The sequence below is a fragment of the Collinsella sp. TF10-11AT genome, assembly GCF_003437565.1.
Lineage (GTDB): Bacteria > Actinomycetota > Coriobacteriia > Coriobacteriales > Coriobacteriaceae > Collinsella.
The window spans coordinates 38518-52081 of sequence record NZ_QSQW01000005.1 but is presented as its reverse complement, the minus strand read 5'-3'; the positions used below and the strand labels follow the sequence as shown (position 1 = coordinate 52081).

Here is a 13564-nt window from a genome sequence, read left to right as displayed (position 1 = left end):
CAGCTCCCGTGGCAGGTCGACCCCCCCCGCCTACGGAATCGGAACTATATGTCACCGGAACCCCAAGAGGCTCCGTCGCTTCATACGAGAAGCTAGCCTAGCACTGCTCGAGCGCCTGCTCAAGGTCGGCAATCAGATCGGCCGTGTCCTCGAGGCCGCACGACAGGCGCACCATGTCGGCGGAGATGCCGCAGGCGATGAGCTCCTCATCGTTCATCTGACGGTGCGTGGCGTTAGCGGGATGCAGGCAGCAGGTGCGAGCATCGGCCACATGCGTGGCGATCTGGGCGAGTTTAAGGCTCTTCATAAAGGTCTCGGCCGCCGCGCGACCACCGTTAAAGCCAAAGCTCACGACGCCGCAGGTACCGTTGGGCATGTACTTCTGAGCCAGGTCATAGTACTTATCGCCCTCCAGGCCCGGATAGCTCACAAAGCGCACCTTGGGATGGCTCTGCAGGAACTTAGCAACGGCCAGGCCGTTCTCACAATGACGCGGCATACGCACATGCAGGCTCTCGAGCGAGCTATTCAGGAAAAACGCCGCCTGCGGGTTCTGCATGGGGCCGAGGTCGCGCATGAGCTGAGCGGTTGCCTTGGTAATGAAGGCACCCTCGCGACCGAACTTCTCGGCATAGGTCACGCCGTGATAGCTCTCGTCGGGCGTGGTGAGACCCGGGAACTTGTCTGCATGGGCCATCCAGTCAAACTGGCCGTGGTCAACGATCACGCCGCCCAGGTAGGCCGCATGCCCATCCATGTACTTGGTGGTAGAGTGCGTGACGATGTCGGCGCCCCACTCAAAGGGACGGCACATCACGGGCGTCGGGAAGGTGTTGTCGACCATCAGCGGCACGCCGTGGTCATGCGCGGCCTTGGCAAAGCGCTCAATATCGAGCACGGCAAGGGCGGGGTTGGCAATCGTCTCGCCAAAGACGAGCTTGGTATTGGGCTCAAAGGCTGCCTCCAGCTCCTCATCGGTGCAGTCGGGGGCGACAAACGTGCAAGTCACGCCCATGCGGCCCATGGTGTGGGCGAGCAGGTTATACGTACCGCCGTAGATAGCAGAGCTCGCGACCACGTGATCACCGGCACCGGCCACGTTAAAGATCGCGAGGAAGTTCGCGGCCATGCCCGAACTCGTGAGCATCGCAGCGGTGCCGCCCTCCATCTCGCAGATCTTGGCGGCGACCAGATCGCACGTGGGATTCTGCAGACGGCTGTAGAAGTAGCCCGACTCCTCCAGGTCAAACAGCTTGCCCATGTGCTCGGACGTGTCGTATTTCCACGTGGTGGACTGGTAGATGGGCACCTGGCGCGGCTCCGCATCGCCCGGATGATAGCCGCCCTGAACGCACGTGGTACCGATAGTCTGCTCGCACATATCCAACTCCCTTACTTGGGTTTTGTTTTATTCGGTTCACAATACCGCTACCCCGCACCCCTCTCAACCCATCCCGCCGATAGGTTATGGGACAAATTAATCAGGTTTATTTGTCCCAAATCTTAAGAAAGTGTTCGATGGCGAAAAACAATGAGATATGCACTGCGGTCTCGATAAGCGAATGCGCCAGCAAGGGTACCATAGGCGGGTACACCGCAATCAAGGAGACACCGATGAAGCAGATTGATACCACTCAGCTCAACACTGCCACCTGCCAGGCTCAGGCTGCCGAATACCACGCCCGCAGCTTTAACTGCGCGCAGGCCGTCGCCTGCACGCTCGCGCCCGCCGTCGGGCTCGACCCCCAGGTCGCCTTTACCCTCACCGAGGGCTTTGGCGCCGGCATGGGCGGCATGACCGAAACTTGCGGCGCCATCTCGGGCGCCGTGGCCATCATGGGCTTTGTAATGAGCGATGGCATGGAAAACCCCAAGACCAAGGGCCAGACCTACAAACTGTCGCGCGAGATCGCCAAACGTTTTGGCGAGAAGAACACGACGACCGTCTGCGGCACGCTCAAGGGCGTCGGATCGGATAAGGGTCCGCTCCGCAGCTGCCCCGGTTGCATCGACGATGCCGTCGAAATCGCCTGCGATGTACTAAAGCAGCTCGCCGAGTAAACGGCAGCGACATAAAACGACAGCCGGCGCGCTTGGGATTCATCCAAATGCACGCCGGCCGTCGTCGTTAGAACTCAGCAAACTCGGGAGCGCTGACCTCAATCTCCTCGCGCCCCGCCATAAGCTCGCGCATCTTAGCGCAAAACGGCTCTTGCTCCCCCGCTTTAAACACCAAGTGAAGTGTCACAGCATCCGCGTAATCGGTATCCGAAACCTTGGCACCCGAATCCTGCGCCAAGCGAAGCACCTGCTCATACTGTGGATAGGCCACATGCACATCAACCGGCACGACGCTCGTCATCTCGACGATCTGCCCGGCCTCCTGAGCCGCGGCCACCGCCGCCTGCGTCGCCGCGGTATAGGCGCGCACCAAACCACCAGGCCCCAACAGCGTGCCACCAAAATAGCGTGTCACTACGCAGCAAACATTTTTGAGCCCCGCACCGCGCAGCACCTCGAGCGTCGGCATACCACTCGTGCGGCTCGGTTCACCATCATCGCTCTGGCGCTCGCGTCCATCGACCAAAATCCACGCGGGAACATTGTGTCGAGCGTCATAATGACGCTTGCGAACCATCTCGATAAAGGCATTCGCCTCGTCCTCGGACTCAATATGGACCAGCTGGGCAATAAACCGGCTCTTGCGGTCCACAAACTCGCCCGAAACCTCAATATTCGATTGCAGAGTAAAATAGCTGTCCAACAAAGCCCCTCAACAAAATAAAGCGCAGCAACAAACAGCCTCAATAATACGATAACCCTAGTAAAAAGAATGGCAACGCCGATGATTCCGTCAACGAAAGCGAGAACCCGTCAGCGCGAGCAAGGTGCCTTGAAAGCCGAGGGCATTGACCTTATGGTCATGCCCGAAGGTTTGAAAGGCAGATTGCCGCGCTGACGGGTTCGCAGCGTCAACAAAGTGCCGAGTGGGCCGATAAGCCGGGTTCTGTCGTGAACGGTCATTTATCTTGTCTGCACGTTACCGTGCAGCTCCACGCACGCTACCCGAACGCGGACCGGGCCGGCCCATAGCGTTCCTATTCGCGCTTGCTCCGGATGGGGCTTGCCAAGCCGCCGTGTTGCCACGACGCTGGTGGTCTCTTACACCACCGTTTCAGCTTTTCCCTTTACGCCTTGCGACGCAGGTGGGAGTCTTCTTTTCTGCGGCGCTTTCCGTCGGATCACTCCGCCCGGCCGTTAGCCGGCATCCCGCCCTCTGGAGCCCGGACTTTCCTCACGCGTACCGCAAGCAGTACATCGCGCGACCGTCTGGCCCACTCAGCAGTGCAAGAGTGTAGCACACCGCCGCCACAGGCAACGGCACAACACAAGCGCTCGACACGATAAACCAAGAAGCGCCCATGCGCTACAATAATCCCGTCGATGGGCAACGTTGTCAGTCGAGACGCGACCGCGCTCCGCACCCCTCCGTCTACTCGGTGCGTTCCCGCCTCCTCCCCGAGGCGGGATGTCGGCTTTTTCATGCACCGACAATTCAATAGCCTGTGGACAGCCCGGCAGCATTGCGCATCTCGGTGCCAAATGCAAAAAGGGACCCGTCCATTACGGACGGATCCCTTAAAACAAGTGATCGTCAAACCGATTTACTCGGCGTCAGTCTCCTCGTCCTTCTTCTCGGAAGGCAGCGGGGTAACCTCGATCTCGACGCCCAGAGTCTCAGCAGCGGACTTCATGGACAGGGAGATACGACGACGGTCGAGGTCGATCTCCATGACCTTGACCTGAACCTTGTCGCCCACGTGGGTGACCTGAGAAGGCTGATCGACGTGCTTGTTGGCCATCTCGGAGATGTGCACCAGGCCCTCGATGCCCTCGCCCAGATCGACGAAAGCGCCGAACGGGACAAGCTTGGTCACAGTGCCCTCGACGATAGCGCCGACGGGATACTTCTTGACCAGTGCGCGCCACGGATCCTCGGTGGTCTGCTTGAGACCCAGGGAGATGCGCTCGCGGTTGAGATCGACGTCGAGAACCTCGACCTCGACCTCCTGGCCGACCTTGACAACCTCGGAAGGATGGTTGACGTGGTTCCAGGAGAGCTCGGAGATGTGGATGAGGCCGTCGATACCGCCGAGGTCGACGAAGGCGCCGAAGTCGACGATGGAGGAAACGGTGCCCTGGAGACGCATGCCAGACTTGAGCTTGGACAGGATCTCGGAGCGCTCGGCCTTACGGGACTCCTCGAGCACGACGCGACGGGAGAGGACAACGTTGTTGCGGTTGCGGTCCATCTCGATGACGCGGGCCTCGATGCGGGTGCCCATGTAGGAGGTGAGGTCCTTGACGCGACGGAGGTCGACGAGGGAAGCGGGCAGGAAGCCACGCAGGCCGATGTCGAGGATCAGGCCGCCCTTGACAACCTCGATAACCTCGCCCTCGACGTTCTCGCCGGAGTTGAACTTCTCCTCGATGCGGTTCCAAGCACGCTCGTACTCGGCACGCTTCTTGGACAGGACCAGACGACCGTCCTTGTCCTCCTTCTGGAGAACCAGAGCCTCGATGGGATCACCGAGTGCAACGATGTCTGCAGGGTTAGCGTCCTTGCGGATGGACAGCTCGCGGACCGGGATAACGCCCTCGGACTTGAATCCGATGTCAACGAGCACCTCGTCATGCTCGATCTTAACGACAGTGCCGTTAACGAGATCGCCCTCATCAAAGTCGGTAATCGTACCGTCGATGAGGTTGTTCATCTCCTCCTCGTTGACATCGTCAAGAGAGAAAATGGACGAGTTCTGAATCTCACTCAAAGGTGGACCCCTTTCGAACTACGGGGCCCCGATTGCTAGGACCTACAGAAGGGTGCGACAAGCACACAACGTTTAGGAACACTCGGGAGCCGACAGATACTAATGTGACGCTTATGCAATCACGTTCGTATAGGTTACGGGGAAATGAGTTCGATTTCAAGCGTGAACTGCCATTTTTTACTCGTATGGAGACTTTTTCGCAATCTTGTGAACGACTGTCTCCACAAGCTGACGATAAGCAGTTGGGCATACGGCTTTGGAGTAAAGTATCCCAAGCCAACGATTCTGGAACGATTTTTCGAGAAAGGTGCCCGCGTGCTCAAAGCAGTCGTTTTCGATATGGACGAAACGCTTCTTAGCATCAACCTCAACGCGTTCATCCTTCGATATTTTAAGGATGTCTCTTCGATGCTCGCGGATATCGGGCGCCGCAGCCGCGGTGGCACGATGGCACGCCTCGGCACCATCCTGGTCGACCTCAACGCCAATCGCCGCAGCAGCACGGACAATCGCACCAATCTTGAGTTTTACCAAGAAGAGGTCGAGCGCCGATGCGGCATTTGCCTCTCGGACCCACTTATCTACGAGGCGTTTACCTACTACGACCGCGAAGTTCTTCCGTACAAGAATGACGAACTCATCAACGCCCATGCCATGCCGGGCGCACACGCCGCGCTTCAGACCGTACAGGACGCAGGGCTGCGCTGCGCGCTCTTTACCAACCCCAGCTTTCCGCAGGGGGCCATCGAGTGCCGCATGGGTTGGGGCGACCTGGCCGACGCCCCCTTTGAGCTCGTCACGCACATGGGAAACGCCACCCGCTGCAAGCCTGATGCCACCTACTATCTAGAGCAGCTTCAGGTGATGGGACTCGAACCGCACGAGGTCCTTATGGTGGGCAACGATCCCAAACGCGACTTCCCTAGTCCCGCCTGCGGCATTCAGACTGCCTATGTAGGCCAGGGCAAGCCCAACCGAGTCACCTGGCGCGGAACCATGGAAGGCTTCGCCCGCGACTTTAACGCCGTAGTAGAAGCCTTCTACGAACACCAAGTAGCCGACGAACTGTCCTAGCACACTTGGGTTTTGCCGATCATGATGTTGAGGATCTCGACATCGGTATCTTTCATGCCCACACGGCCTACGTAGCCCATACTGGCGATTGTCTGCTCAACGGTATCTTGGATCAGGCCCTCGCCGGCGCGGAAGCCGCGACCCTGCATGGCCATATCATGGCCCAGAATCGCTGCATCGACGGCAGCCGAGATCTTGGCGGCACAGCTCGCCTTGGCGCCGTCGCACACGATGCCGCCCACGTTACCGAGCGTATTCGAGACCGTCGCGCCAATCTGCTCGCGCGTGCCACCGCACAGCCAGGTAATCGCAGCGCCGGCGCCGCACGCGGCGCAAATAGCACCGCAAAACGCCGAAAGCGCACCAATATAGCTCTTGATATGCACGGCGATAAGATCGGACAGCATCACGGCGCGCACCAGACGCTCGTGGTCGCAACGCAGGTACTCGGCATACTCCATGACGGGCAATGCGCAGGTAATGCCTTGATTGCCCGAGCCGCACACAATGGCGACCGGCAGCGCGCAACCGTTCATGCGGGCGTCGGACCCGGCGGCCGCACGGGCACGGGCACGGCAGGCGACGTCATCGGCACGAGCACCTAGCAGCGTACGACCCACCTCGGCGCCCCAAGCGTGCGCAAGGCCCTCGGCACTGATTGCGCCATTCAGCTCAATCTGACGCTCAACGGCAGCGCGGGCGCCCTCAATGTCACCGTCCTCGATAAAGTCGATGATGGAATCAATGGACATGGGCGTATCGGCGTTATCTGCCGCACGCTCGGCCACCACGCGCTCGGCGCAGGCGGCGCACTCCCCCGCCGACTTGCCGCATACCGGAATACCATCGAGCGTATGGCACGTGACATTAGTGTGGTGATCGGTAATCTCGACGACCGCGGTATGGCCCCCGGCCGTCGCAGTCACCTTGATGTAGAGGTTGGGCACACCCTCGACAAGCGACACATCGCAGTAGCCAGCGTCGGCGAGGAGCTCGGCCACACGAGCGCGGTCTTCATCGTTAACGCTCTCGAGCACCTCGAGCGCGCTCTTGGCGTCACCGCCCACGGCGCCCAGCACGGCCGCGGCCTCAATACCGTGCATACCGCCCGAGTTGGGCACGGTCACGCTCTTAACGTTCTTGATTATGTTACCCGAGCAGGCAACATCCATATGATCGGGTTCGCAACCGAGCGTCTGGCTCGCCAGCGCCGCTGCATAGGCAACGGCAATGGGCTCGGTGCAGCCGAGTGCACAGACAAGCTCGCGGTTCAAAACATCGCAAAACGCGGCATCACGGATGGAATCGGTAGGCATAGGTATCTCCTGCTTGCATAACGGGCTGGACTCTCAAAAAAGTTAGCTCCTTTATTTGATAACAATGCATCAAAAACCGCAACCACGGTTCCGGCGGACGGCGCTCAAGCACAAACTGGCGGCATTCATTCATGAAAAGCAGGTCTTGTTGCATGCTAAAGCGTTTGACCAAAAAACGCCCGAGCGTTTACACAAAAGTCGCGCTATCATGCAGTCGAACGCGGTAAAACCTTTAGCAATTCCGCCGCACGGACCAGAGAGGAACCACTCATGAAGATCGGTATCGGTAACGACCACGCCGCCGTCGAGCTCAAGAACATCATTTCCGAGCACCTGAAGGAGCGCGGCTGCGAGGTCGTGAACTATGGCACCGACACCTCCGAGAGCTTCGACTACCCCATCGCCGGTTACAAGGTGGGCAAGGCCGTGGCCAACGGTGACGTCGACCTGGGTATCTTGATCTGCGGTACCGGCGTCGGGATTAGCCTGGCTGCCAACAAGGTCGAGGGCGTACGCGCCGTCGTGTGCTCCGAGCCCTTCAGCGCCAAGCTCTCCCGTATGCACAACAACACCAACGTGCTGGCCTTTGGCGCCCGCGTCGTGGGCTCCGAGCTCGCCAAGATGATTGTCGACGAATGGCTCGACGCCGAGTTTGAGGGCGGCCGCCACGAGCGTCGCGTCAATCTCCTCAACGAGATCGACCAGACCCGCGGACTAAAGATTGTCGACGAGGCCTAAAGACTTACAAAGCCATACGCTAGCGCCAGCCCCCGCCCGGAAGAAACATCCGGACGGGGCTCTTTAGTAGTTTTCTATGCGTTTACCAAAAATCTACCGGAATAAAAGGGCGCCGCGGTTGGAATTCCGCGGCGCCCAAGCCACACGCTAACAGCTTTAAGGAGTCAAAGCTGGTTTAGCCAAAGAAGCGCTTGATCTCGATCTCGGCGTTCTCCAGGCAGTCGGAGCCGTGGATCACGTTGGCGTTGACATCGACAGCGAAGTCGCCGCGAATGGTGCCGGGCGCAGCATCAAGCGGGTTGGTAGCGCCCATAAGGGTGCGCATCTTGGAAACAGCGGAGAGACCGGAAACGACCATCTTGACGACCGGACCGCTCGTCATAAAGTCGCAGAGACCGCCAAAGAAGGGCTTGTCGGCCAGATGGGCGTAGTGCTCCTCGACGGTAGCGCGCTCGAGCGTGGTCATCTCCATGCGCTCGATGACAAGGCCGCTACGCTCAATACGAGCAACGATCTCGCCGATCTTGCGATCGCGCACCGCGTCGGGCTTAATCATGATGAAGGTCTTCTCGATAGCCATAAGGTAGCCTTTCAAGTAGGTTCGCGCGTGCCCAAGTCCCATTCCGGCACCCGCCTGGACTGCATCGTAACAGAGTTTTAGCTGCAGTTAAACAAAAAGCTGTTTATTGAAACGCTGCAATTTATTAAAGCGCTCCATATATGTCACTTCTGTTTCGAAGCCCGATTAGAGTACCATCCGACCGCTCATCAACCACATGGAACAGAGCGGGCGGTCGGTTGCCACCCGCGAACGTACCCCCTTCACAACCTGCCCAAAGGTCCTACAGAAGTTCTCGACAAGCCCCTCCCCCATAGCAGCAAAATAGGGGCGCCCGCATCAGCAGACGCCCGTAAAGCTAAAACGATTTATCAATAAATGGACAATACGTCTTCAGCCAAACCTCTACTTTGCCCCGTGGCCCATCTCGACGACCTTGGATAACGAGCCAAACACACCCTCATCGGCCGCGAGCTGCGCCTCGGCGCTTCCCAACTGCACGGCAACGGCAGCAGGGGCGGTACCACCCTCGGTCGTGCGCGCGGCGACAATCGACGGGATGTCGAGTGCCTCGGTAATGTCGCGCTCAAAGAGCGGACTTGCCTCCTGAAACACCTCAAACGGCAGGTCCTCAAGATTGCAGCCGCGCTTCTCACACATCAGGACAAGATGACCCACCACGGCATGTGCCTCGCGGAACGGCAGGCCGCGCTTTGCCAGGTAATCGGCAACATCAGTGGCTGCCAAGTGGCCCACACCACACTCGCGCGCCATGGCGTCCTCGTTGACAGTCCAGGTCGAGATCATGCCGGCCATAACCGACAGGCACTGCATGAGCGTGTGAGCGGTATCGAGCGCGCCCTCCTTGTCCTCCTGCAAGTCCTTGTTATAAGCGAGCGGCAGGCCCTTCATGGTCACAAGCAGCTGCACCAGGTTGCCATAGACTCGGCCACTCTTGCCGCGGATAAGCTCGGCAAAGTCGGGGTTCTTCTTCTGCGGCATGATGGACGAGCCGGTGGAATACGAGTCGGAAAGCGTGATAAAGCCGAATTCGGAGCTCGACCACACCACGATCTCCTCGGAAAGACGCGACAGGTGCATGGCCATGACGGAGCCGGCGTAATGCAAATCGAGCAGGAAATCACGGTCGGAAACCGCATCGAGCGAGTTGGGAATCACACCCGCAAAGCCAAGCTCGGCAGCTGTCATCTGGCGATCGAGCGGATAGCTCGTACCGGCAAGAGCGGCAGCACCCAGCGGGCAGTTGTCAGCGGCATCAAAGGCAGCCTTCAGGCGTGTAAAGTCGCGCGCGAACATCCAGGAATACGCCAGCAGATGATGCGACAGCAGCACGGGCTGAGCATGCTGCATGTGCGTGTAGCCCGGCAGAATCACCTTGTCGTACTTCTTGGCCGCATCCACCAGCACATGGCGCAGCTCAAGATTGGCCTCCATGAGTTCCTTGGCCAGCGCCTTGACGCCCAGACGCGTATCGGTCGCCACCTGGTCGTTGCGCGAACGCCCGGTATGCAAGCGCTTACCGGCCTCGCCGATGCGGCGCGTCAGCTCGCTCTCGATGGACATATGAATGTCCTCATCGTTGATATCGAAGGTGAAGTTGCCGGCATCGATATCCTGTTCGATTCCGGTCAGGCCCTCGGCAATCGCCTGCTCGTCCTCGGCACTGATGATGCCCTGGGCCGCCAGCATCTTGGCATGCGCCTTAGAACCGGCGATATCCTGCTTATAGAGATGTTTGTCAACCGGCAGCGACGCGCCAAACTCCTGCGTGACCTCGGCCACTCCCGCCTCAAAACGACCGCCCCAAAGAGCCATGGAACCGTCCCCTTTCTCCAAATACCAAAACAAGCGCCCAAAGCAATGAGCCATGTCGCTAAAGCGATTTTTCAACCGCAAGTTTTACACATTCCCCACCGTGCACGGGGCCATGTAGCTAATATGCAAAGAAGTGACGCACGAGGCACTTGGTGCCCAACGTCTCCCTCCGGATGTTGCCTTGCGAACCATCGATCCAGGCCTTCAGGCTCATAGGAACATCCTCGACCTTTGCAGCATCGAACTCGGGCGCGAGGGCAAGCAAGGCATGCGCGATAGCGTTGAACATAATGGATACTCCTCATATATATAGGCACAGAGCCGCCAAATTGATAGAAGGAGCCCCGCTGGACAACCCCGGCGGGGCTCGGACTCAGCCGTAGACGCGGCATCATTTATGCGGGCGGAACGTAGGGGCCACCGATGTTAAGAAGTGTCAGCAAGCATAACGAAAGGTAGGGACCCCGTGCGCCCGTTATGTATCACGCGGATGGGCCGCGCGGATACCAAGGGAAGGAGGCGCTAGGCCTGGGCGGCAGCGGAGCTGGGACCCTGGACCTTTGCCCACGTCTTGAGCGACAGCGTATCGATCTCGATAAAGCCGGCGCTGGCCTTCTCGTCAAACGTGGTGTCGCGGTCGTAGGTAGCCAGACCGTAGTCATACAGGCTAAACGGGCTCTTGCGACCGACGACATGGCAGTTGCCCTTAAAGAACTTCAGACGGACGGTACCGGTCACGAACTTCTGGGTATCGGCCATAAAGGCATCGAGCGCGTTCTTGAGCGGGCTGTACCACTGGCCGTTGTACACGGCGGTGGCCCAATCCTGCTCGAGCTTGATCTTGGTCTTGAGCAGGTCGCCCTCGACGCAAATGTCCTCAAGTGCCTTGTGGGCGGTGATGAGCGTCAGGGCGCCGGGAACCTCATAGCACTCACGGCTCTTGAGGCCCACCAGACGATCCTCGACCAGGTCGAGACGGCCAAAGCCGTTGTCACCAGAGATCTTGTTGAGGGCGATGACGATCTCGGAGAGCTTCATCTTCTTGCCGTCGACGGCGACGGGCTTGCCGGCCTCAAACTCAATCTCGGTATACGTCGGGGTGTCGGGCGCGTCCTCGGGGTTCTTGGTCATAACCCAGGCGTCATCGAGCGGCTCGTTCCAGGGATCCTCCAGGTGACCGCACTCAATGGCGCGACCCCACAGGTTGTCGTCGATGGAGTAGGGGTTGTCGTTGGCGCCCTCGGGAACCGGCACGTTGTGGGCGTGAGCATAGGCAACCTCATCGGGACGGCACTTCAGATCCCACTCGCGAACCGGGGCGATAACCTTAAGCTCGGGGTCGAGGGCCTTGACGGCAGCCTCAAAACGAACCTGGTCGTTACCCTTGCCGGTGCAGCCGTGGGCGACGTAGGTCGCGCCAAACTCGTGAGCGACCTCGACAAGCTTCTTGGCGAGCAGCGGGCGAGACAGCGCGGAGAGCAGCGGGTACTTGTTCTCGTACATGGAGTTTGCGGCGATGGCCTTAGTCAGGAACTCATCGGAGAACTCGTCGCGCAGGTCGAGCACCTGGCAATCGAGAACGCCCAGGTCAAGCGCCTTCTGCTTCTTGGCATCCAAGCCGGTCTCCTCCTGGCCCACGTTGCCGCAGACGCAAACGACATCGAGATTCTTCTCGTCCTGGAGCCACTTGACACATACGGATGTATCAAGACCACCGGAATATGCGAGAACGACTTTTTCCTTGCTCATGGCTGTTTCCTTTCGCCCTTGGTAGCTAGTTAGAACATCGGTCAGTTGCAAGTCATTTCGAGGTCAAAAAACCGTGCAATATCAGGTTAAATAGCAAAAAGCGGCACAGCATGCCCTAGAAACATGCAGCAATGTCGTGCTAAAACCCAACGACCTCAAAATGACTCTGTTGGGGCATTTAGCCCCATGCGGACAGAGACGATTGTTATCGTCGTCGGGAAATTGCGCGCTGGCGTCGGATGGCATTGTCTGCAGTAGTGATAATCTTTACGAACTGCATCTGCCTCTCCTTTCACCTATCGCCGGGCGCAATTCTAATATCGTAAACGGTACCTTTTCCTCGGTAAGCGGTTGTTTTTCCGTCTCCGTTTTCGATGGTCGCTATATTACGCTAAAGTGCCTGCTGTACAAGCGACAAATTCAAATTTCTGAAAAGTTTTTTCATTACTTTGTGAATGATGATGCAAATATGCGCCAATCCTGCGAAAATACGCCCGACTATCAAGTAGAGGGTCAATCACCCGAAACATTCTGGAAACCGAAAGGCGCGTTTTATGCAGACTTACGAATCAGACGCCAACATCGGCAACATTAAGATTCTCGCTGTCGATATGGACAAGACGTTACTGACCGACGAGCGCGTGCTGCCTCAGGGCCTCGACGAGCGCCTGGACAAGCTCGCCGAGGCTGGCATCGTGTTCTGCCCCGCCAGCGGACGCCCCGCCCCCAAACTCGAGGAGATGTTTGAGGACATCAAGAGCCGCATCGCTTTTTGCCCCGATAACGGCGCGTGCGTTATCTACCGCGGCAACTATATCTATAAGAGCACTATCGACGTGGCGCTGTATCAGCAGGTCTTGAGCCGCGCCTCGGAGGATTCGCGCGCTGTCCCCGTCCTGTGCTGCTTCGACGAGTTCTATGTACTTGCCCGCGATCATCAATACCACGACGAGATCAGCGTCTACTACAACACGATCAACTACGTCGATAGCTTTGAGGGCATTGACATCGAGTCTAACAAGATTTCGATCTTCTTCCCCGCCTACGATGCCGAGCCAGCGTTTCGCGAGGACTACAGCCCGGCATTCTCGGACCGACTCTATGTCACCAATGCTGGCCGCGAGTGGATCGACTTTATGAACCTGGGCGTCGACAAGGGGTCGGGCGTAGCACATCTCTGCGAGCGCCTGGGCATCGATATCGCCGACGCCGCTGCCGTGGGCGATACGTACAACGACATCCCCATGCTGGAGCGCGTCGGGCATAGCTTTATCGTGGACAATGCCGAGGAGCACATGAACGCGCATGCCAAATGGCGCATTCCGAGCAACAACGACGGGGGCGTACTGACGCTCATCGACGCCATCTTGGCGGCTCGTTAACGGGGCTCGTCGGACCCAGCCGGGCGCCAAGATGGCGTCTTGAGTGTCTAGATACTTAGCTGAAATGATTTGAGCAGA

12 protein-coding genes and 1 other RNA gene are annotated in these 13564 nt (G+C 58.6%); 4 read left to right on the top strand and 9 right to left on the bottom strand.

The window, feature by feature from the left end; genetic code table 11:
• Positions 1–97: 97 nt before the first annotated feature.
• Positions 98–1381: an O-acetylhomoserine aminocarboxypropyltransferase/cysteine synthase family protein gene (locus tag DXC99_RS04785; protein ID WP_117629414.1), complete on the bottom strand. Its 1284-nt coding sequence runs from the start codon at positions 1379–1381 to the stop codon at positions 98–100.
• 233 nt (positions 1382–1614) lie between these two features.
• Here DXC99_RS04785 and DXC99_RS04780 point away from each other — a divergent pair, with 233 nt between their 5' ends.
• Positions 1615–2061 carry a C-GCAxxG-C-C family protein gene (locus DXC99_RS04780; RefSeq protein ID WP_117629413.1) on the top strand — a complete coding sequence of 149 codons (447 nt, stop codon included), beginning with the start codon at positions 1615–1617 and terminating at the stop codon, positions 2059–2061.
• Between the two features lie 67 nt (positions 2062–2128).
• On the opposite strand, the gene DXC99_RS04775 is transcribed toward DXC99_RS04780, so the two are convergent.
• The 3 genes from DXC99_RS04775 to rpsA form a co-directional block, all read right to left on the bottom strand.
• Positions 2129–2767, bottom strand: coding sequence for a YigZ family protein (locus DXC99_RS04775; protein ID WP_195403962.1), 639 nt, complete (start codon positions 2765–2767; stop codon positions 2129–2131).
• Positions 2768–2980: 213 nt separating this feature from the next.
• Positions 2981–3342, bottom strand: an RNA gene (rnpB, locus tag DXC99_RS04770) — RNase P RNA component class A.
• Positions 3343–3665: 323 nt separating this feature from the next.
• Positions 3666–4832 (bottom strand): 30S ribosomal protein S1, encoded by a 1167-nt coding sequence (gene rpsA / locus DXC99_RS04765; protein WP_022095232.1) that lies wholly within the window; start codon positions 4830–4832, stop codon positions 3666–3668.
• 315 nt (positions 4833–5147) lie between these two features.
• On the opposite strand from rpsA, the gene DXC99_RS04760 reads away from it, so the two are divergent.
• Positions 5148–5906, top strand: coding sequence for an HAD family hydrolase (locus DXC99_RS04760; RefSeq protein WP_117629411.1), 759 nt, complete (start codon positions 5148–5150; stop codon positions 5904–5906).
• Here DXC99_RS04760 and DXC99_RS04755 read toward each other — a convergent pair.
• Positions 5903–7222 carry a serine dehydratase subunit alpha family protein gene (locus tag DXC99_RS04755; protein WP_117629410.1) on the bottom strand — a complete coding sequence of 440 codons (1320 nt, stop codon included), beginning with the start codon at positions 7220–7222 and terminating at the stop codon, positions 5903–5905. The two genes, DXC99_RS04760 and DXC99_RS04755, sit on opposite strands and share 4 nt — an antisense overlap.
• Before the next feature lie 270 nt (positions 7223–7492).
• On the opposite strand from DXC99_RS04755, the gene rpiB reads away from it, so the two are divergent.
• Complete coding sequence (gene rpiB, locus DXC99_RS04750; protein WP_117629409.1) at positions 7493–7960, top strand: ribose 5-phosphate isomerase B; 468 nt, start codon at positions 7493–7495, stop codon at positions 7958–7960.
• Positions 7961–8135: 175 nt separating this feature from the next.
• Here rpiB and ndk read toward each other — a convergent pair whose 3' ends face one another.
• The 4 genes from ndk to DXC99_RS04735 form a co-directional block, all read right to left on the bottom strand.
• Positions 8136–8540, bottom strand: coding sequence for a nucleoside-diphosphate kinase (ndk, locus tag DXC99_RS04745; RefSeq protein ID WP_055251725.1), 405 nt, complete (start codon positions 8538–8540; stop codon positions 8136–8138).
• A 384-nt stretch (positions 8541–8924) separates the two neighbouring features.
• Complete coding sequence (argH, locus tag DXC99_RS04740) at positions 8925–10355, bottom strand: argininosuccinate lyase (RefSeq protein ID WP_117629408.1); 1431 nt, start codon at positions 10353–10355, stop codon at positions 8925–8927.
• A 118-nt stretch (positions 10356–10473) separates the two neighbouring features.
• Positions 10474–10644: a hypothetical protein gene (locus DXC99_RS10340; protein ID WP_158551645.1), complete on the bottom strand. Its 171-nt coding sequence runs from the start codon at positions 10642–10644 to the stop codon at positions 10474–10476.
• Positions 10645–10877: 233 nt separating this feature from the next.
• On the bottom strand, positions 10878–12104 hold the full coding sequence (locus DXC99_RS04735) for an argininosuccinate synthase (RefSeq protein ID WP_055251721.1): 1227 nt from the start codon (positions 12102–12104) through the stop codon (positions 10878–10880).
• Positions 12105–12658: 554 nt separating this feature from the next.
• On the opposite strand from DXC99_RS04735, the gene DXC99_RS04730 reads away from it, so the two are divergent.
• Positions 12659–13486 (top strand): Cof-type HAD-IIB family hydrolase, encoded by an 828-nt coding sequence (locus DXC99_RS04730; protein WP_117629407.1) that lies wholly within the window; start codon positions 12659–12661, stop codon positions 13484–13486.
• Positions 13487–13564 lie beyond the last annotated feature (78 nt).